The organism is Bradyrhizobium sp. BR 1432, from assembly GCF_051547705.1.
In the GTDB taxonomy this organism is placed as follows: Bacteria; Pseudomonadota; Alphaproteobacteria; order Rhizobiales; family Xanthobacteraceae; genus Bradyrhizobium; species Bradyrhizobium zhanjiangense.
In genome coordinates, this window is record NZ_JBPUGF010000003.1 from 7452666 (window position 1) to 7472848 (window position 20183).

Genomic DNA, 20183 nt, shown 5'->3' on the forward strand with positions numbered 1-20183 from the left:
CTTTCCCCTGGGTCGATCGAATGATGTTGTGCGGCAGCGATCCGGATCAGACCGGATCGAAATAGTGTATCTCCAGAAGCAGGCAGCCGTTCACCGACTTGAACGGCCCATGTGGCGCATGCGGGGGCCGGCAGGCGTACGTGTTCGGCGGGAAGCTCTTGCCGCCCTCACCCTTTGCATCATTGCCGACGATCAAATCGCCCGAGACCAGATAAACCTCTTCCCAATACTCGTGCGAGAACGGCGCGGTGGTGTAGACGCCGGGCGCGAAGCGGAGCAGCCGCGTCCGCGTCCCGCGCCGGTTCTCCTCATCCAACCCGCCCGCGATGATCTTCTGCTGGATGCCGGCCGGATATCCCGCCGGCACTTCCCAGCCGGTGGTCATATCGAGCGTATGGAATTCGTCGTGCTTCTTGTTGACGGGCATGGATTGTCTCCTTCGGATCAGGCGGCTTTGCTGGCGGTCGAGACGCCGTTGAGGTCGTAGGAATCGAGCATGGTCTGCACCAGCCGGTTGGCGCTGGCCCAGTCGTAGGTCCGATAAGAATGACCTTTCGTGACGAAGGTCGCGCCGGCGTAGAACATCTCGTATTGCTGATGGCGCGAGCCGAACTCCGAGCCGACGGCATCCCAGGCAAGCTTGTAGAATTTCACCCGGTCGTGCGAGTTGGCTTTCGGCGACTGCTGAGTCTTGCCGATGAGGGCCGCGATCTCCGGATTGTCGAAGTCCGCAACCGACGAAGGCAGCATGATCATGCCGCCGCCAGCGAGCTCGCGAAGCGTGTTGATGACGTGCGCGTAGAAGCTGCTGCGTCAGCACCTGCGCGGAATAGAGCGTGTGCCGGTCCGGGATGAAATAGGGACCGACCTGCGCGCCCTTGGCCTCCATCGCGGCTACCAGCGCGTTGACCATGCCGGTCTCGGCCGCGAGCTGGCCGAGCATTTCGCGCACTTGCGGGAACTGGGTGACCCCGTTCATGTCGGCGGTCCGATGCGCAAGGCCGGTCAGGAACTTGAGCTTAACGCTCAGGCGCACCATCGCCTGGTAGTTCTGGTAGACGTGGCAGGGCGTGGCGTGAAACTGCTTCTGGCACATCTCGACATTGCCTTCGATGAAGACGCGGTCCCACGGCACTTTCACGTCATCGAAATAGAGAACCGAGTTGTTCTCGTCGAAACGGCTCGACAGAGGGTTGTCGAACACTGCGCCCGCGGCATCTTCGTAAGATTTCCGCGACAGCATCTTGAGGCCCTTCGTGTTCATCGGAATTGCGAAGGACATCGCATAACGCTCTTCGCCTGGACGCATCGGCTGGATGGTCGTGACGAAGACCTCGTCGGCGACCACGCCGCCGGTGGCGAGCATCTTGGCGCCGCGAATCGTGATGCCTTCTGCGTCGCGATCGACGACGCCGGCGGTGAGGAACGGGTCGGCCTGTTCGGCCGCACCCTTGGAACGATCGGCCTGCGGATTGATGATGACGTAGGTGAGGTAGAGATCCTTGTCGCGAGCGTAGCGGTAGTAGCTCTCGAGCGCGCCGGCACGGGCGGGATCATACGCCTTGAAGACATCGAGCCCCATGTAGAGCCCGGAGATGCAGGACGCCACGTGGTCCGGCGCGCGACCCATGAAGCCGGCGTGCAGCGAGGCCCACGCCTCGAGCGCCTTTCGTCGCGTCACGAGCTCGGCATAGGAGGTCGGAAGCTGCCAGATGCGGTTGGCCCGACCTGCGCCCGTGTCGAACGTCATCAGCTCCGCATTCGCCGGCGCGTTAGCGAAGTCAAACAGGCCCGCCATGGAGCTGGCGAGGTTGCGGAAGGCATGGTGCGTTGTGACATCGCCGACTGACGCGCCGTTGATGTAGATGGTCCGGCCGTCCTTCAGGCCTGACAGATATTCCTTTGCGCCACGCATCGCAGGTCTCCGGTTCAAAGCTAGTAGTGAATGGGGAGCGGCCAGGTCGGCTCGCGCTGGGTTTCATCGACCAGATCGCGGTATCGGCCGCGAAAGAAGATCAGGGGAGCGGCGGCCTCGGCGCGGCTCGCATGGCGAACGACACGGACAACGAAGATGACGTGGTCGCCGCCCTCGTAGATCGCGTACGGCGCGCATTCGAAATGCGCCATCGCGCCCGAGATCAGTGGCGCCTCGGCATGGCCGACTGACGTCTTCACCTGGTCCCATTTGTTGGAGAGAGCGCGCGCAAACTGGTTGGAGATGTTTTCCTGGTCGCGCGCCAGGATGTTCACGGCAAAACCCTTGGCCTCGATCATCGCGGGCAGGCTGCGCGCCTTGCGATCGACACTGAAGAGAACGAGCGGCGGATCGAGCGAGACGGAGTTGAACGAGCTCATGGTCATGCCGATGAGCTCTTCCCCCTTGCCGCGCGCGGTCACCACCGCAACGCCGGTGGCGAATTCGCCAAGAGCACGCCTGAATGCACGATCCTCCATGGACACCGCCTCGTCGCCCGGTCTTGATTTATAATTCTCAAATAGCTTTCTGACAAAGCTACTTGAGAATGTCAATACCCTTGCTGACGGGGCGCATGCGTGCTCTTTAGTCAACTTCCAACGCTATGATTTTGCGGAGAGAATGCCCGTGTCCGATGCGCTGTTGACGGCGACGAAGCCTGAGTTGCTCGACAAGGATGGAGATCGCACGCTTCGCGGTGTCCTCTACGACTATTTTGCCTTCGGACGAAGCCTGGAAGCCGCTCGCGAGACATTCGCGAGCTTTGTCGGCCTATCGCCGACCCAGTATCTGATCCTGATCGCGATCAAGAATTCGACAGCGGAAAAGCCGATGGGTGTTAATCAGGTCGCCGAGCGGCTGTATCTAAGTGGCGCCTTCGTCACCAACGAGATCAACAAGCTGGTCTCTGACGGTCTGATAGAGAAAAGCCCACATCCTGGCGACGGACGCCGCGTGCAGCTCACGCTGACCGAACACGGGATAAACCTATTGATCCGGCTCGCCGCCTTGCAACGCCCGGTGAATGACGCGCTATTTGGAATGCTCACGCGCGAGGAGTTCAGAGTGCTCTCCCAAATGCTGTCTCGTCTTGCTTCCAACGCCGATAGCGCGTTGAAGCTTGCCGAGCACGTCCGGGCGACGCTCACGTCTCAAAATAACGAAGCGTCCCGCGCCGAGCCGGAGAGAGTTCGCAAGAAGCGACGAGCAAGCCGTCAAAGCCTGCGGTAGTGACTATTTAGACCAAGGCGTTGGGTGCTTCTGACCGCCCTGGACTAGCGACTGCGTCGTCAAAACGAGGGCAGCGCGAGCAACCCAGCGAGAGTCTTTGGCTCTCGATTGGGTCCGTGAGTCGCCGAACCGCATTGAGGTGGAAACGACTTCAGCCGCAGGACTGAGACTGTTGGTCAGCACTTGCCCTTCCCTTCCGTCAGAATTTGGCGTGTAGGCGCCCCCTCACGTTGGCTGTCATGAGATTTTTCTTGATTTCCCGGTGCACACGTCGTGCACACGCCGCCTTCTAACCCTTTGAACAAGTTGAACTCTCGCTCCAATCCATCATGGGGGCTGTGGAAAATTTTCGATCTAAGCCGTTCATTTTACTGAGATATTTTCGCTCCGATCGACCCTTCATGCTATTGGACCGATTGAGAAATCTGGTTTGACGAGGCTTCCGCAGCTTGGCTCTTCTAGGACCATATATGCATGAATTGGAAGCGGAAATCGCTCCTTCGGATTCTCAGTGCACACGTCACGCACACGAGGGGAGGAGTGCGCAGGCTGTCTCGCTTATACTCATTTCGCGATGTGAGTATATTCGCGGCCCGGTGCGCCCCTTAGGAACTGGCGGCCATTGGAGCGGCGCGCTGCGGCGATAATACAGCAGCGAACAGGGCGTCACGCCAAGGACGGCCCGGTTTGAGCAAAACGCCCTGTCATCAACTTTGGAGAAAGTACTCTACACTCCACCGATGGCGTCTATGGGGCAAACGACTTGGCCGACGGCCGCATAGCGAGCCTCAGGATTATCCTATCATCGCGCATGATTAACCTTGCGCTCCCGTCCATCAGATACCCCAGCGTATCGCTGCGGTATGCACCGGGGCGTCCCACAATTCCTTTGATTGGCTGTCGAGCACCGAGACGGTGATCGAGGCGCCGGCCATGTCGAGCGACGTGACATAAGAACCCGTCAGGAAACGGGTCGCCGTGATGCCCGCCCCATCCAGAATGCGCTTGGCGCTATTGACCATCAGATAGAGTTCGATCAGTGGCGTTGCGCCGAACCCGTTAACCAGAAGCAGGACTTCGCTGCCCCTGCTTGGTGCGAGGTCATCTAGGATCGCATTGAGCATCTCGCCAGCGATTTCATCGGCGGACGCCAGCGGCACCCTGCGGCGCCCCGGCTCCCCGTGAATACCGACACCCATTTCCATTTCGTTATCAGCCAGGGTGAAGTTCGGCCGGCCTGCTGCCGGAACAGTACACGGCAGCAGCGCCACACCCATCGAGCGGGTGCGCTGATTAACGCCATCGCCGAGCGTCTTGAGCGCGGCGAGCGGCATGCCCTTTTCGGCGGCGGCGCCGACCATCTTTTCCACGATCAACGTTCCCGCGACGCCGCGACGGCCGGTCGTGTAGGTGGATTTCTCGACCGCGACGTCGTCGTTGGTTACCACGCTGGCGACGTCGCGCCCGGCCATCTCGGCGGCCATGGTGAAATTCATCACATCGCCTTCGTAATTCTTGACGATGAAGAGCACGCCCGCTCCGGTGTCGACGGCTTCGGCTGCCTCGATCATCTGGTCCGGCGTTGGTGACGTGAAGACCTGCCCCGGACAGGCTGCATCGAGCATGCCGTGGCCGACGAAGCCCGCATGAAGCGGTTCATGGCCGGAGCCGCCGCCGAGATGAGCGCGACCTTGCCCGGCTTCAGGCTGCGACGGCGCACGAATTTCCGCTCAGTGCCGAGCAGCAGGATATCGGCATGGGCCGCCGCCGAATCCGTCGAGACTTCTTCAAGCATCGTGTCGGCGCTGTTGATCAGTTTTTTCATGGCGTCCTCCCGATTATCTTTTTTACTGTTCGAATTCGTCAGCCGATGCTTTCGGCGTAGCGCGCGAGCTGAGCAGCAAAGTCGACGATGAGCTGCTCCAGCGCGCGATTTTTCTTGTCATCGCCGAGGTCGGGCACCGTCACAGTAACGACGCGCGTGCGCGCCTCGCGATGGGCGCCGCGTAGCCGCCCCGGATGCGCGCGCCCATAGGCTTCGAGGAAAGCCGCACGCTCGGCACCCGAGAGATGGCAGACCTCGAAGATGATCGCGACATGCTTGGCCGGGATCGGTACCAGATAGGCCGGATTTGTGATCTGGCTGACGAAGGAGCGGTTCTTGCCGAGCGCCGCCGCGAGCTTCAGCCGCGTCCCGGATGGTCGGTTGTCGAGCGCTCGGCGCAAGATAAGCTTGTAATCCGCGACATTGCTATCGCCCGGCCGGCTTGTGTCTTCGTCTTTATCATCCGTCATGCAGTCACCCCGGCGATGGCAGCCTTGAGCCTAGCCACCGCAATCGGCGAGACCGAGAGCGTCGTCAAGCCCGTCGTCAGCAACGCCTTGGTCAGACGCGTGTCCGCCGCGGCATCGCCGCAGAGCGAGACCTCGACGCCACGCTTGCGTCCGGCCTCGACCGTCCGCGCAATCAGCGCCAGCACCGCAGGATGGCCGGCATCGTTGAGGTCTGCGACAGCGCCGATATCGCGTGCCGCAGCCATTGTGTATTGGGTCAGGTCGTTGGACCCGACGGAATAGAATGCCGCACTGAAGTCCTCTGCACATAACGCGGCCGACGGGACCTCGACCATGATGCCGAGCGGTGGCCGGGCGCAGGCGATGCCCTCTGCCTTGAGGGCTGCAAACTCCGCATCCAGCATGGCGTTGGCGCGGTCAAGCTCCGCGGGGACCGCGACCATCGGCAACATCACCTTCAGCGTCCCATGGACGGCCGCCCGGCACAGCGCTCGCAACTGCACACGAAACACGTCCGGCCGCGCCAGCGAGAGCCGGATTCCGCGCAAGCCCAGGAATGGATTGCGCTCGCCATCGACCGTCAGGCCCGGGATTGGCTTATCGCCGCCGGCATCAAGCGTGCGGATCGTCACCGGCCGTCCTGCGCCCCATTCGAGAATGCGGCGGTAGACCGCGTATTGCGCATCCTCACCGGGCAGGCCTCTCGACCCCTCGAACAGAAACTCCGTCCGCACGAGGCCGATGCCGTCGCAGATGGCGGGATCGAGGCTCGCAAGGTCTTCAGGCGCGGCAACATTAAGCAGGACGGCGATGCGCCTGCCATCGGCCGTCACCGCCGGCTTGAGGCGCCCGGCGTCGGCAGCAATCTGCGCGGCATTCGCTGCCGCCATGCGATGCTCGAACCGGCGGCGCGTCTCGGGTTTGGGATCAAAGATTACGGTACCGTTGTCGCCATCGACCAGCGCCAGTGACGGCGGCTGCCCATTCCATGGCAATGGCCCCAATCCAACCACCATGGGAGCGCCGCGCGACCGTGCAAGCATCGCGACATGCGACGACGGCGATCCGCTGGCGAGCGCAATGGCGCCGCCGCGGGTCCAGTCAACGGCGAGGAACGTCGACGGAGAAATATCATCACCTGTGACGACGGAATCGCCGGAGATCTTTGCGATCGCATCAGTACCATTCAGCCTCGCGAACACGCGGTCACGAATGTCGACCAGATCCGCGGCCCGGGCCCGGAAGTATTCCTCATCCGCGGCGCGATAGCCGGCGATCTCCGCATCGAGTGCCGCGCGCCAGGCCTCATCGGCAGCTGTACCGCCCGCAATAGCTTGATAAGCCCCCTCCGCAAGCGCATCGTCACCGAGCATCGCGACCTGGAATTCCAGGATCTCCGCGGCCTCGCCATGAACAGTCGCGATCAATTCGGCGAGCTCTGCGGCTGCCACCTCGATCGCCCCCCTCAACGCTGCGGCTTCCTGAGCTGGATCACCCTTCGTCGCCCTGCTCGCCACTGCACTCGTCAGTACGACAACCGGGCCGATGGCGAGGCCTGGCGATGCGGGATGACCGGTGAGATGGATCTCGCCCACGATCTCACGCCTCGCCGAAGCCGTCATGGACCAGCGCCAGCATGGCCGCGAGTGCCGCCTCTCCATCCGGACCACCGATGCGGAAATGCAGCGTCGCACCCTGCGGTGCCTTCACACGCATCACCTTCACCGGGCTCTTGGCATCGGTCCAGGGCCCGTCGGCAGCGAGGGCAATTTCGATCTTTGCGACAAAACCCTTCGCGCATTGCGTCAGCTTTACCGATGGCCGCGCGTGCAGGCCGACCGGATTGACAAGAACCGCCGAGGCGGTCAGCCGTGCAAAGTTCTTAGCCGCCCGGTTGGCGTTGACATCATGCATAGAATTCCTCCGCACTGCGCTTGACAGCGGCCAGCGACGAGCCGCCCGAAGACTCGGTCGCAGCGATCACAGCCCCTTCGACGACCGGGGCATTGCAGACCAGGACGCGCGCGCGCCGATCTTCAGGGAGCATCTCCACCGCCATCTCGGAATTGGTCTCGGCTCCGCCGAGATCGACCAAGATCGCAACGCCTGCTGGTGACCAGGCTGTTTCGATCGCTTCGAGGATTCCTGCGACATTCGTACCTAGCCCGCCATCGACATCGCCACCGGTCCAGGCCAGCGGCACTGCGTCTCCAACCATCTGGCGCACCATATCGGCCGCGCCTTCCGCGATCTTCGGCGAATGCGACACGATGACAATTCCGACATTGCTCATGTATTGACCTCGAACTCCAGTGTCTCAACTGCTGCGCCGATCAGAAGGGACGCCGAGCGCGCCCCCGGTCCATATGACCGATGGAGCGTTCGCCAAGAAACGACGCGCGGCCGCGGATCGCCTGCATCGGCGTGGTGCGATCGGCCGCTTGTGCCGCCTCGGCCGCGATCGACCTGGCATCGCCGCCTGCCGCAAGCAAGGCGTGCACCGGCACCAGGACATCCAGCAGCGTCTTCTGCCCCGCTTCGGAACGGCCGCGCGCCTTGACGGCCTCGATCGCCTTCTCCGTTGCCGCAACCAGATCAGCCCGGCTCGGCTGCTCTGGAACGGCCTTGCCCAGTTCCATGAAGAAAGTTCCGACCAACGGTCCCGAAGCACCGCCGACCTTCATGACCAGGGTCATTCCGATCGCCTTCAGCATTTCCGGGAGCGACTTGTCGGCAAGGCCCGGCAGTGCCGCGAGCACCGCTTCGAAACCGCGCTTCATGTTCAGCCCATGATCGCCATCGCCAATCGCCTGGTCGAGGCTCGTCAATTCGTCCGCGTGCTCGATCACCGACGCCGCCAGCGCTCGCACCAATCTTTCCCTGGCTACCCGATCAAGGCTCATGCCGCTACCCTCCAGCCCTTCGCATCGAAAAACAGCGGTTTATTCAGACGGAGCGACACAATGTCCCCGGCGCCAAAGCCCACCTCGGGATCCGCCAGGGTCACGACCGGCCGACCAGCGACGTCGAGATGGAGATGGCTCTGGTCGCCGAGATGTTCGACGCGCTTGACGGTTGCCGAGACGTCGCCGCTGCCGCGCGCAATCGTCAGATGCTCGGTCCGCGCGCCGATCGTCTCGGCGCCATCAGGCGCGCCGGCGAACAGGGCCGCCGGCAGCAGATTGATCACCGGCTGGCCCAGCCGCGCCGCGACATGCGCGTTGATCGGGTTCTCGTAAATCTCCCGCGGCGTACCGATCTGCATCAGCCGCCCGCCTTCGATCACGCCGATACGCGACGCCATGGTCATCGCCTCGGTCTGATCGTGGGTGACATAGAGGATCGTCGCGCCGAGATCGACCTGAATCCGCTTGAGCTCGAGGCGCAGCTCGCCGCGAAGCTTGGCATCCAGCGAGGAGAGCGGCTCGTCCATCAGATAGATCGAGGGCGAACGGACCAGAGCCCGGCCGATCGCAACGCGCTGCATCTGCCCGCCCGACAGCTGCGTCGCCTTGTTGTCAAGCTTGGTCTCGATATGAAGCAGACGCGCTACCTCCTGCACCTTCGCGCGGATGTCAGCTTCGGGCACACGGCGCGTCGGCGCGCGCAGCGCGAAGGCCATGTTCTCGAACACGGTGAGGTGCGGATACAGCGAATATTGCTGGAAGACAAAGGCAACGTCGCGATCGGCCGGCGCATCGGCGGTCACGTTGCGCCCGTCGATGCGGATCGAGCCAGAATCCGGCTGCTCCAATCCGGCGATCAAGCGCAATGCCGTGGTCTTGCCGGCACCGGTCGGCCCGAGCAGTGCCACGAACTCGCCGTCACCAACGGTCAGCGACAGATCGCTCAACGCGTGAGTCTTGCCGAAGGCCTTTGAGACGGAGTTGATCTCGACCTCAGCCATGCGCGCCTCCTTCATGCAACGCGGTGCGTATAGCCCGGCCGGATGCCTTGTCGAAGATCGACAGCGTATCGGGCCGGAAGTCGAACCCGACGGTCTCGCCGGTCCGAGACGATCTGCTGCTGGGTGAGCGGGCCTTGAGCGCACCGTAGTGCGTCGTCACGGTCACGATCTGCGTCGTGCCCAGATATTCCGTGCCATAGACTTCGCCGCGCACCATGCCGCGATCGGTAAAGCGCACATGCTCGGGCCGTACCCCGAGCACGAGCTCGCTTTCCGCCATCGCCTCCCGCACCGCAGGAATTGCCACATCGCGCTCGCCGAGCCTGATCGCCTCTGCGCCGGTTTGCAGGCCGCCACGGAACGACAGGAAATTCATGGGCGGCGAGCCGATGAAGTCGGCGACGAACAGCGAAGCAGGCCGGTCATAGATGTCACGCGGGCTCGCCACCTGCTCGACGACGCCATTGTTCATCACCGCGATCCTGTCAGCCATCGCCATGGCCTCGAGCTGATCATGCGTAACATAGACGGTCGTCGCGCCGAGCCGGTCGTGCAGGGCGCGCAGTTCATGAATCATGGCCTCGCGCATCTCGGTATCGAGCGCGCCGAGCGGCTCGTCCATCAGGAAGCATTTTGGCTTGCGCACAATCGCCCGCCCCAGCGCAACACGCTGCCGGTCGCCGCCGGCAAGGCCGGAGACGGAGCGGTCGAGAAGGTGCGAGATCCGCAGGATGCGCGCGGCCTCGACGACCCGCCGGTTGCGCTCGGCCGCACCGATGCCCTCGCATTTCAGGGGAAAGCTTATGTTGCGCCGGACATTCATATGCGGATAGAGCGCAAAGAGCTGGAACACGAAGGCAATGTCGCGCGCCGATGCGCGGTTCATCGTCACGTCCTCGCCGTCGAGCCTGATTGTGCCCGCCGTCGGCAGCTCCAGCCCCGCGATCATGCGGAGCGTCGTGGTCTTGCCGCAACCGGACGGGCCCAGCAGGCAAAGGAACTGGCCGTCCTCCACCGTGAAGCTGGCGGACTTGACCGCATGGAAGTTACCGAAGGATTTGTCGAGCGCCTCGACCTTGATCTGTGCCATCGCGCCCTACTCCCGGACCTTGGACACGATGGTGAACATCACCGTGCCGAACAGGGTCGTCGCAAACGACCAGGAATACAATGTCAGAGACAATGGCTGCATCAGCATTACGACGCCGGCGGCGATGATCGTCGTCGCGATGGCTTCGAGCGGGCCGCGGCGCAGGACGCGATCGGCGAGACCATGACGTGCGATGGTTGGGGTGAGATCGAGACTCATTTGCGAACGGCTCCAAAGGTGATGCCGCGCAGCAGATGCTTGCGTAGAAGCACCGTGAACACCACGATCGGCACCAGGAACAGTGTCGTCCCGGCGGCGACCGCGGGCCAATCCTGTCCGCCCTCGCCGATGATGATCGGAATGAATGGCGGCGCCGTCTGCGCGTTGCCCGAGGTGAGAAGCACCGCAAAGGCGTATTCGTTCCAGGCGAAGATCAGGCAGAAGATCGCGGTTGCCGCGATTCCCGTGGTGGCCTGCGGCAGCACCACCTTCACGAAGGCCTGGAAGCGGGTGTAACCGTCGATCATCGCGGCTTCCTCGTACTCGCGCGGGATTTCGTCGATGAAACCCTTGAGCAGCCAAACCGCGAGCGAGACGTTGACCGAGGTGTAAAGCAAGATCATCCCGAGCCTTGTGTCCGACAGACCGATGGTGCGGTACATCAGATAGATCGGGATTGCGACCGCGATCGGCGGCATCATCCGGGTCGACAGGATGAAGAACAGCAGATCGTCCTTCAGCGGCACGCGGAAGCGCGAGAAGCCGTAGGCCGACAAGGTACCCAAAGCGACAGCGAGCACCGTCGAGCCGAACGCGATGATCAGCGAGTTGACGAAGCGCGGCACATAGTTCGAGGGACCTGCGACCACCATGTTGCGGTCGCGCGCGATACTATCGCAAAGCCCCTGCGGCGGCTCCAGCGAGCGGATGAATTCCGGCGTCTGGCGCGAGCGGGTCGTGAACAGATTGCAGAAGCCTTCAAGCGACGGCTTGAACATCACCTTGGGCGGATAGGAGATCGCATCGTCAGGCGACTTGAACGCGGTGAGCATGATCCAGACCAGCGGGATCATGGTGATGATGGCATAGAGCACGACCAGCGTGCCGGCAAAGCGCCGCGTCGTGGCCGATGGCTCGACGACCGAATGGGCTGTGGTGGCTGATGTCATCGGCTTTTCACCTTGTTCAGCGCCTTGACGTAGATATTGGCGAGGCCGAAGACCGTCACGAACAGGATGATCGCGAAGGCCGAGGAATAGCCGGTGCGCCAGCTCTCGAAGGCCGCACGCTTGAGCGTGATCGAGGCGACTTCCGTGGTCGATCCCGGCCCGCCGCCGGTGAGCAGGTTGACCATGTCGAACATCTTGAAATTCTCGATGCCGCGGAACAGCACCGCAAGCATGATGAATGGCAACGCCATCGGCAGCGTGATCGACCATAACTGCCGCCATTTCGACGCGCGGTCGACCTCCGCCGCCTCATAGATGTAATCAGGGATCGAACGCAGGCCTGCGAGACAAATCAGCATCACATAGGGCGTCCACATCCACGCATCGACGATAACGATGGCCCAGGGGGTCAGCGTGACGTCGCCCAGCATCTGGAAGGACGAGGCTGCACGGCCGGTGAAGAAGGCGACCACGTAATTGAACAGTCCGATCTGCGGCTGGTACAAGAACGTCCAAAAATTGCCGACGACGGCGGGCGACAGCATCATGGGCAGCAAGATGATCGTGGTCCACATCCCGTGGCCGCGGAATTTCTTGTCGATGAGGTAAGCAAGCCCAAATCCAAGGACGGTCTCGATCACCACCGTCCAGATCACGAAATGCGCCGTCACCTGCATCGCGGCCCAGATGTCGGGATCGGTCAGGATCGACTGGTACCAGTCGGCGCCCAGCCAGATCATCGGCACGTTGGCCCGGTTGGCGCGGTAGTTCGTGAACGACAGATAGATCGTCCAGAGCAGCGGGAAGATATTGATCGCCAGCAGCAGCACGATCGTCGGCGTGATGAAAAGCCAGGCGAGCGTCCTGTCCGACAGGCCCCGGATACGACGCGCCACGCCTGGCCGGACCGGGACGGCCCGATAGGTGATCCGCGAAGAGGCACTCAATTCATTCATTACAGCGACCGATCCTGGCACCCGGCGTCGACACTACGACGAATTCCGGTCATCTCGAAGGAAACCCGGAGCGCGAGCGCTCGCGCTCCGGGCAGCTGATTTCAGAACTTCTTGCCTTCTTCCTTGAAGATCGCCTTCCAGTCCTTCACGAGACCGTCGAGCGCTTCCTGCGCGGTGCCCTTGTCGGCCACCACATAGTCATGCACGCGCTTCTGCTCGGCTTGCAGCAGCTGGGCGTAGGAAGGTTCGGCCCAGAAGTCGACGACCATGCCCATCGACTGCAGGAACTCCTTGGCGAAGGGCGCGCTGTTCGGGAAGCTCGGGTCGTTCAGCACGGACTTGGCGCAGGAATAGCCGCCGAGCGCCCACCACTTCTTCTGGACGTCGCCGCCGGAAAACCATTTGATGTATTGCAGCGCTTCGGCCTGGTTCTTGGAGTAGGAGACGACCGAGATGCCCTGTCCGCCGAGCTGCGTCGCCTGTGCGGCGGGACCGGCCGGATTGACGAAGAAGCCGATCTTGTCGCCGCCGACATTCGGGTCCTTGTAGAGGCCCGGGAAGAAGGCAAAGAAGTTCATCTGCAGGGCGACTTGGCCGGACTTGAAGGCGTCAAGCCCCTCCGACATGTAGGAATTGGAGGCGCCGGGCGGCGTGCAGCACTTGTAGAGCTCCTTGTAGGCCTCGAGCCCCTTCACGGCACTGGCTGAGTTCACAAACCCGTCCATCGCATAGGGCTTCTTCGGATCGTCGTATTTGAAGCCGTAGTCGTAGAGGTAGTTCGAGACACCCATCGTGATGCCTTCGGAGCCACGCTCGGTATAGATCGAGGCGCCATAGACCTTCTTGCCGTCGATCTCACGACCCTGGAAGAATTGCGCGATGTCCTTGAGCTCATCGAGCGTCTTCGGCACCGCGATATCGCGGCCGTACTTGGCCTTGAAATCTTTCTGCACGTCCGGCCGCGCGAACCAGTCCTTCCGATAGGTCCAGCCCACCGCATCGCCCATCGCCGGCAGCGCCCAGTAGTTCGGCGTGTTCTTCGGCCACTCGGAATAACCGACCACCGTGGCCGGCATGTAGTCGTCCATGCCGATTCCTTCCTTCTTGAAGAAATCATTGAGCTTGACGTACTGGCCGTTCTCCGCAGCGCCGCCGATCCATTGTGAATCGCCGATGATGAGGTCGCAGAGCGAGCCGTGCGAATTGAGCTCGTTCAGGAAGCGATCGGCGTAATTGGTCCACGGCACGAATTCGAACTTCATACCAATGCCGGACTTGGCGGTGAAGTCCTTCGACAATTCGACCAGCGCGTTGGCCGGGTCCCATGCGGCCCAGCACAGCGTGATGGTCTTGCCTTGCGCCTGCGCGGAGGTCGTCCCCGCTCCGACACCGAATGCGGCGGCAACAGCTCCGCATGCCACAACAAGCGTCTTCATTGTCCGTTTCATTACACGTTCCCTCCGAGTGGGCCGGCCATCGACATGGCGCGGCTTTCCTACCCGCTCGAATGCCTCGAGCAGAGCGACACAGTCCGTAACGAGCTGAATAACTAAACTTGCGTTTCCTCGCGCCACCCGGATTCTAGAGGCCCGGCAGGCTCGATTTGTTTAGTGAAACACCATTTACTAAACATTGCAAGCGCAGCTTGGCTGGTTATCCCCTCGGCCGCCGGCAAGTTTGGTTTCGTCACGAGTTGATCGCTGTTGCAGACAAGCAGGAGCGTCGCCGGAGCAAGGCTGATCACCAGGTCCAGGTGATGACAGTTAGCTTGATAGCTTCAGATGAATGGCATCGACCAGTAAGCAACGTGCTGGAGCCGGCATTGTTGACGAGAATGTCGATCGGCCCGATCGCCTCTTCAATGCGCGAGATCCCGCCGCGAACGGCCTCGGCGCGGGTTACATCGGAGCTATGACTGCGACGTCATGGCCGCCGGCTCTGATGCTCGTCGCGGCCGCATCCAGTTTATTGCGGTCGCGGTCATTCAGGACGACCGATGCGCCGTGCTCGGCCAGCCCTCGCGCGATCGCAAGCCCAATCCCTTGCGCCGATCCCGTAACCAGCGCGCGTCGCCCGGCGAGATTGAACAATACGAATGCCATGGCTTCTCTCTCACAGCAGGGTGTGGCGTCCGAACTCAGCGAGCGAGCGACTTCTTGATGCCGGCCAGACCGACACGCAGGAACGGGTCGGAGTGGATGTAGAAATACCGCACACCTTGTTCGAGCAGGGAGGGCAACTCGTCCGACGTCACGAGCGTGCCAGCGACCTTACCCGCTGCGCAAATCTTCTTCACGGCGTAGGCAACCCGCTCCATCACGGCCTGCGGACGCGGCTGCCCGAACGGCGGCGCCGGCGGATAACCCATGTTCTGCGAGAGGTCGCCGGGCCCGATGAAGAACACGTCGATCCCTTCGACCGCGAGTAGTTCGTCGATGCCATCGATCGCCTTCGGCGTCTCGATCATGGCAATGACGAGCCGCCTCTCGTGATCGGCCGGGCATGCATAGCGCACCGCATCGACGATCGCGCGCGCCTGGTCTGCGGTATCGACCATCGGCACCATCAGGCCGTCGGCGCCGGCATTGAGATAGCGGATCAGGACCGGCCGCTCATGGGAATGCGGGCGAACGATCGCGGCGCCGCCGGCACCGCGGATAGCTTGGGCCGTGACCCGCACATCCTCAAAGCTCCAGGTGCCGTGCTCGCAATCGAGGAAGATGGCATCGGCTCCGAGCTCGACCAGCCGGACAGCCAGTCCCGAGGACGAGTGATGCGGCGTGAACATGGTGACCGCCTCGCACTTCGCAAGGCGCTCGCGCAACTTGGCTCCGTTCATGGGAATCCTCTTCTCTAGCTCTTCGGCTTGTCGGTGAGGCCCGCGGGCGCGCCGACCCAGCGGGCCGTCTCGATATCCGCGGACGTATCGCGCATGAAAGTCGGGCAGATGTGCAACTCGGGTATCATCGCGCCCTTTTGCAGGCTCGCGCAGAGCAGAACCGCGCGCGCGACGTCGTGCGGATTGAGCATCACGGCGCGTTCGCTATCCAAAGGCGCACGGGCGCGATTATCCATGATCGGCGTGTCGGTCTCGCCTGGGAGGATCGTCGTCGCACGGATGCCCTGATTGCGAAACGTGTTGTGCAGGAAAGTCATGAAGTTCTTCACGCCCGCCTTGGCCGCGCCGTAGGCGGCTCCGCCGAGCAGGTTCGGATTGACGACCGCCAGGGAGGAGACCGTGATGATCGTGCCTTCCTTCCTGGCAATCATGTCCTCCAGCACGGCCTGCGTCAGGTTGAACACGGCGGTAAGATTGACGTTGATCGTAGCGTTCCACTCCGCCTCGCTGATGAACCGCGCGTTGGGCACCTTGCTGGCACTGCCGGCGTTGTTGACGAGGATGTCGACCGACCCGATATGGCCCTTGACCCAGGCAACGATTTCCAAGATCGCATCCCGCGACGCAACGTCGAGCGCGCGAGCGACGGCATTGCCGCCCACCTTCTCGATCACGGACACAACCTCCTGCAGCGGCGCGACACGCCGCCCGGTCAGGACAACCGTCGCGCCTTCCTGGGCGAGCAGAATCGCGGTCTCGCGCCCAATCCCCGTTCCCGCACCCGTGACGAGTGCGATCTTTCCGTCGAGCAGGCCCATGGCTCTCCTATTCGGCGGCCGTCGCCGCCCGGCTTGAATGTTGATAGCCGTAAATCTGCCTCGCGGCCGCGGGCGTAATCAACCCTTCCGCGAGGTCGAGTTCGATCGATGCCGCACTGCGTTCGGACGTCTTGCCCCACCCGCCGCCGCCGGGCGTTTCGACCTGGAGACGATCGCCGGTTTTCAGGACGACCCTGCCCTTGGGGAACTGTGGCTCACCGTTCTTGTGCACCTTGCCGGCAGTGCCGGACTGGCCGCCAACGACACCAAAGCAGGGATGGCGCACGCGCTCGGACGCCAGATAAATGTTCATGGGATTGCGACCGAGGTTGCGCAGCACCACGCGCTGGCCGAGACCGCCGCGGGTCTTTCCGGCTCCGCCGGAATCCGGGATCAGCTCCTTGCACTCGGTGAGCGCCGGCACGGCAATCTCGAACATCTCGATCGCCGTGACTTTGCAGTTGGACGGGAAGCTCAGCGTATCGAGGCCGTCGAATTCGGCACGCGCACCCTGCCCGCCGTGGAAATTCTGCACCGAGCCGTATTGCGAACCATCGTCGCGCCGACCGACGCAGTTGGCGGCCCAGATCGGCGCGCCGCCGCTGTCGCCCATCACCTTGCCCGGCACCACGCCCTCCAGCGCCTTGAAAATCAGCGACGGAATGACGTGCCCAATCAGGTTGCGCGAATTGCCCGCCGTCCATTGTTGCGGATTGAGGATCGAGCCAAGCGGCGCCTCGTCGGTAATCGGGGTGATGCACCCCTCGTTGTTCGGCGTGTCCGGATCGAGCAGGCATTTCAATGCGTAGACCGAATGGGCGTAGCGATAATTGGTCCGGCAATTGATCGAGTGAAGGATCTGGTCGGACGTCCCGGCGTAGTCGACATGGATGGAATCGTCGCGGACGATGACAGCCGCTTTGAGCTTCACGTCAGTGTCGTAGCCGTCGAGCAGGACCTCTGCAGTATAGGTTCCGTTCGGCCATTCCCGAATTGCCTTGCGGGTCTGCGCCTCGGATCGAGAATGGATCGCGTCCGCGAGCTCATCAATGCCGTCGAGATCGTACTCGTCGAGGAATTTCTGCAATTCGCGGCCCATGACGTTGTTGGCAGCGATCATGGATTCCAGGTCGCCTATCACCTCGGTCGGAAGGCGCACGGAAGCCCCAATGATGTCGAGCACATCCTGGTTGGGAACGCCCGCCTTGTGCAGCTTCACGATCGGAAAGCGTATGCCTTCCTCGAAGATGTCGCTCGCTTCGGAATGCAAGGGAGCGCCGCCGATATCGGGCAGATGGGCGATCGAGCCGGCATAGGCCACGACCTTACCCTTCTTGAAGATCGGCGTGATCATCGTCACGTCAGGGAGGTGACCCGTGCCGATCTCGGGATCATTGGTGGCGAGCACGTCGCCTTCCTGCAGGGTCTCGGCCGGAAACTTCGGCAGGAAGTACTTTTGTGCGGCCACCGGCAGCGATGAGATGAACACCGGAATCGACCAGGTGCATTGGGCGAGTGCGCGGCCACGGCTGTCCATCAGCACGGTCACGTAGTCGTGGTTCTCGCGCACGATCGGCGAGAACGCGGTCCGGCCGAGCACGATGTCGGCCTGGTCTGCGATGAAGATCAACCTGTTCCACATCACCTGGAGGTTGATGGGATCGTTGAAGTCGGCGGCGTTCACGGACATGAGGCGTCGTCCTTAGGCGATGTTGATCACGAGATTGCCGTTGATGTCGACGTGAGCGGCGCCACTCGGTCCCACGACCGCGGTCGACTCACGCTGCTCGACGATGGCGGGACCCTGGATTTCCAGGCCGGCTGGCAGTTTGTAATGATCATAGACCGGCGTATCGGTATAGCCGCCGAGCTCGTTGAAGTAGACGGAGCGCGTGCCCTTCCTGGCCTCCGCAGTCTGCCTGCTATGCGGCCGGGCGACCTGATCCTTCTCTCCGCTCGAGCGCAGGCGCCACGTGATGACCTCGACAGAGGAGCCCGCAACAGTCCGGCCGAACAGCTCGCGATACAGTTTGTAGAAATTGTCGAGGAGTTGACCGAGAAATTCGTTCGACGGCAGGCTGCGATCCGGCAAGGCCACCGTGATCTCATGCCCCTGGCCGACATGGCGCATATCAACAGTATAAGTGTTGTTGATCGTCTCCATCGCAACGCCGGCGGCGCTGACGACTTCGGCGCCTTGCGCCGCGAGGTCCCCGAGCAGCCGATCCATCGCGTCGAAATCCCAGTTATCGACCTGCATCGGGAAGCTCGCCGAAAGGTCGACCGCGACCGGCGCTATGAGCAGGCCGATCGCCGAGGTGACGCCGGCACCCGTCGGACAGATGATGCGCTTGATGCCGAGCTTGCGCGCGATGCCATAGGCGTGAACGGGACCCGCGCCGCCGAAGGCGACCATCGGCAGGCTGCGCGGATCGACGCCGAGATCGGTCGCATGAACGGCCGCGGCTTTGCTCATCGATTCATTGACGAGGTCGTGAATGCCCCAGGCGCAGCGGGCAACGCTGACGTCCAGGGAAGCCGCGAGCTTCGCCATGGTCGTCTGCGCCGCGTCCTTGGAGACCTTGAACGAGCCGCCGACGAAGGATTCGGTACCCATGTAGCCGAGCAGAATATCGGCGTCGGTGACGGTCGGCTCGGTGCCGCCGCGCTGATAGGCGGCGGGTCCCGGGAGCGCGCCCGCCGAGCGCGGACCGACGTCGAGGAGGCCAAGCGGATTCTTCGCGGCGATCGAGCCACCACCGGCGCCGATCTCGATCATGCGGATCGACTGGATTTTCAGCGGAAAGCCCGAACCCTTGCGGAAGCGATGATAGTGCGCGACCTCGAGGTCCGTCCCGACCGTCGGCTCGCCGTTGGGGATCAGGCACAATTTGGCGGTGGTGCCGCCCATGTCGAAGGACAGCACGCTGCCCTCGCCTGCGATGCGACCGAACTGTGCCGCCGCAACGGCACCGGCGGCCGGCCCCGATTCAATCAGGCGAACCGGCAACTCGGCGGCACGATGACTCGGTACGAGACCACCCGACGAGGTCATCCAGAGCACCTGGCGATCGATACCTTTCGCAGCAAATTCGCGCTCAAGGTGTGCGACATGGCCCGACATCTGCGGGCGCGTATAGGCGTTGACCACGGTAGTCGAGGCCCGATCGAACTCGCGAACCTCCGGGCAGACGTCCGAGGACAGCGACACGAAGACGTCGGGGTTTTCTTCCCGAAGCAGCGCCGCGATGCGCTGCTCGTGCGCCGGATATTTGTAGGCATGGAGCAGGCACACGGCGACGGACTTGATGCCTTCGTCGCGCAGCCGGCCGGCGATCTCGCGGACGGTCTCCTCCTTCAGCGCCGTTATGACCTCGCCATTCGCCGTGATGCGTTCCACCGCGCCAAAGCTGTGGGCGCGTGTGATCAGCGGATCGGGATACTTGAGGTTCAGGTCGTAGAGGTCATAGCGCCCCTCGTTGCGGATGCGCAGCATGTCCTGGAAGCCGGCCGTCGAGATGAACCCGGTCTTGACACCTTTGCGCTCCAGCACGGCATTGGTGACCACCGTGGTCGCCCCCAACACCTGGAGCTTGCCGAGATCGACCACGTCGCCAAACTGCTCGAGCAATTCGGTCACACCGCGAACGACGGCTTCGGCAGGATTATTCGGCGTGCTCAGCACCTTGTGGAGATGCAGTTCGCCTTGGTCGTCAAGCAATGCGAAATCTGTAAACGTTCCTCCGGTATCGAATGCGAGCTTGGCCATCTTTTTCCTCGAAGCGATCGTCGTGCAGATGACGGGGATTTCCGATCTGTCTGCTGAACCGTACGATCAAGACGTGAATCGAGAACGCCGGCTTCGACGATGGCTGTGAGGGTAGGAAATGCACCCGCTGCTGGC

The 20183-nt window shown here is 62.5% G+C and carries 17 protein-coding genes and 3 pseudogenes; 1 reads left to right on the top strand and 19 read right to left on the bottom strand.

Annotated elements, in window-relative coordinates:
* Positions 1-46: 46 nt before the first annotated feature.
* Positions 47-1915, bottom strand: coding sequence for a 4-hydroxyphenylacetate 3-hydroxylase family protein (locus ACSKB8_RS36250; protein ID WP_438109338.1), 1869 nt, complete (start codon positions 1913-1915; stop codon positions 47-49).
* Between the two features lie 20 nt (positions 1916-1935).
* The gene (locus tag ACSKB8_RS36255; RefSeq protein ID WP_438109339.1) at positions 1936-2454 is read right to left on the bottom strand and encodes a flavin reductase family protein; all 519 of its coding nucleotides are present in this window, start codon (positions 2452-2454) and stop codon (positions 1936-1938) included.
* Positions 2455-2596: 142 nt separating this feature from the next.
* Between ACSKB8_RS36255 and ACSKB8_RS36260 the strand changes: the two genes are divergently transcribed.
* Positions 2597-3205 carry a MarR family winged helix-turn-helix transcriptional regulator gene (locus tag ACSKB8_RS36260; protein WP_438109340.1) on the top strand — a complete coding sequence of 203 codons (609 nt, stop codon included), beginning with the start codon at positions 2597-2599 and terminating at the stop codon, positions 3203-3205.
* Between the two features lie 836 nt (positions 3206-4041).
* Here ACSKB8_RS36260 and dhaK read toward each other — a convergent pair.
* From dhaK to ACSKB8_RS36345, 17 genes and pseudogenes are all read right to left on the bottom strand, one after another.
* A pseudogene (dhaK, locus tag ACSKB8_RS36265) lies at positions 4042-5030 on the bottom strand (dihydroxyacetone kinase subunit DhaK).
* 38 nt (positions 5031-5068) lie between these two features.
* Complete coding sequence (locus ACSKB8_RS36270) at positions 5069-5500, bottom strand: hypothetical protein (RefSeq protein WP_370986680.1); 432 nt, start codon at positions 5498-5500, stop codon at positions 5069-5071.
* Positions 5497-7122 (bottom strand): phosphoenolpyruvate--protein phosphotransferase, encoded by a 1626-nt coding sequence (gene ptsP, locus ACSKB8_RS36275; RefSeq protein WP_438109341.1) that lies wholly within the window; start codon positions 7120-7122, stop codon positions 5497-5499. The genes ACSKB8_RS36270 and ptsP overlap by 4 nt, the downstream gene beginning before the upstream one ends.
* A complete protein-coding gene (locus tag ACSKB8_RS36280) occupies positions 7100-7414 on the bottom strand; it encodes an HPr family phosphocarrier protein (protein WP_438109342.1) in 315 nt (104 codons plus the stop codon). The genes ptsP and ACSKB8_RS36280 overlap by 23 nt, the downstream gene beginning before the upstream one ends.
* Positions 7407-7793 (bottom strand): dihydroxyacetone kinase phosphoryl donor subunit DhaM, encoded by a 387-nt coding sequence (gene dhaM / locus ACSKB8_RS36285; protein WP_027557143.1) that lies wholly within the window; start codon positions 7791-7793, stop codon positions 7407-7409. The genes ACSKB8_RS36280 and dhaM overlap by 8 nt, the downstream gene beginning before the upstream one ends.
* Positions 7790-8403: pseudogene (gene dhaL, locus ACSKB8_RS36290) on the bottom strand (dihydroxyacetone kinase subunit DhaL). The gene dhaM and the pseudogene dhaL overlap by 4 nt, the downstream one beginning before the upstream one ends.
* Positions 8400-9407 carry an ABC transporter ATP-binding protein gene (locus ACSKB8_RS36295; RefSeq protein WP_438109343.1) on the bottom strand — a complete coding sequence of 336 codons (1008 nt, stop codon included), beginning with the start codon at positions 9405-9407 and terminating at the stop codon, positions 8400-8402. Before ACSKB8_RS36295 ends, dhaL begins: the two are co-directional and overlap by 4 nt.
* Positions 9400-10497, bottom strand: coding sequence for an ABC transporter ATP-binding protein (locus ACSKB8_RS36300; protein WP_438109344.1), 1098 nt, complete (start codon positions 10495-10497; stop codon positions 9400-9402). The genes ACSKB8_RS36295 and ACSKB8_RS36300 overlap by 8 nt, the downstream gene beginning before the upstream one ends.
* Positions 10498-10503: 6 nt before the next feature.
* The gene (locus ACSKB8_RS36305; RefSeq protein ID WP_438109345.1) at positions 10504-10716 is read right to left on the bottom strand and encodes a hypothetical protein; all 213 of its coding nucleotides are present in this window, start codon (positions 10714-10716) and stop codon (positions 10504-10506) included.
* A complete protein-coding gene (locus tag ACSKB8_RS36310; RefSeq protein WP_438109346.1) occupies positions 10713-11666 on the bottom strand; it encodes a carbohydrate ABC transporter permease in 954 nt (317 codons plus the stop codon). Before ACSKB8_RS36310 ends, ACSKB8_RS36305 begins: the two co-directional genes overlap by 4 nt.
* Positions 11663-12622 carry a carbohydrate ABC transporter permease gene (locus ACSKB8_RS36315; RefSeq protein WP_438109347.1) on the bottom strand — a complete coding sequence of 320 codons (960 nt, stop codon included), beginning with the start codon at positions 12620-12622 and terminating at the stop codon, positions 11663-11665. Before ACSKB8_RS36315 ends, ACSKB8_RS36310 begins: the two co-directional genes overlap by 4 nt.
* A gap of 101 nt (positions 12623-12723) precedes the next feature.
* Positions 12724-14058 (bottom strand): ABC transporter substrate-binding protein, encoded by a 1335-nt coding sequence (locus tag ACSKB8_RS36320; protein ID WP_438109348.1) that lies wholly within the window; start codon positions 14056-14058, stop codon positions 12724-12726.
* Positions 14059-14437: 379 nt separating this feature from the next.
* A pseudogene (locus ACSKB8_RS36325) lies at positions 14438-14724 on the bottom strand (SDR family NAD(P)-dependent oxidoreductase); the annotation flags it as partial.
* Between the two features lie 35 nt (positions 14725-14759).
* Positions 14760-15461 (bottom strand): HpcH/HpaI aldolase family protein, encoded by a 702-nt coding sequence (locus tag ACSKB8_RS36330; RefSeq protein WP_438109349.1) that lies wholly within the window; start codon positions 15459-15461, stop codon positions 14760-14762.
* Positions 15462-15475: 14 nt separating this feature from the next.
* Positions 15476-16279: an SDR family NAD(P)-dependent oxidoreductase gene (locus ACSKB8_RS36335; RefSeq protein ID WP_438109350.1), complete on the bottom strand. Its 804-nt coding sequence runs from the start codon at positions 16277-16279 to the stop codon at positions 15476-15478.
* A 7-nt stretch (positions 16280-16286) separates the two neighbouring features.
* A complete protein-coding gene (locus ACSKB8_RS36340) occupies positions 16287-17969 on the bottom strand; it encodes a hydantoinase B/oxoprolinase family protein (protein ID WP_438109351.1) in 1683 nt (560 codons plus the stop codon).
* A gap of 12 nt (positions 17970-17981) precedes the next feature.
* Positions 17982-20048 carry a hydantoinase/oxoprolinase family protein gene (locus ACSKB8_RS36345; protein WP_438109352.1) on the bottom strand — a complete coding sequence of 689 codons (2067 nt, stop codon included), beginning with the start codon at positions 20046-20048 and terminating at the stop codon, positions 17982-17984.
* Between the last annotated feature and the right edge of the window lie 135 nt (positions 20049-20183).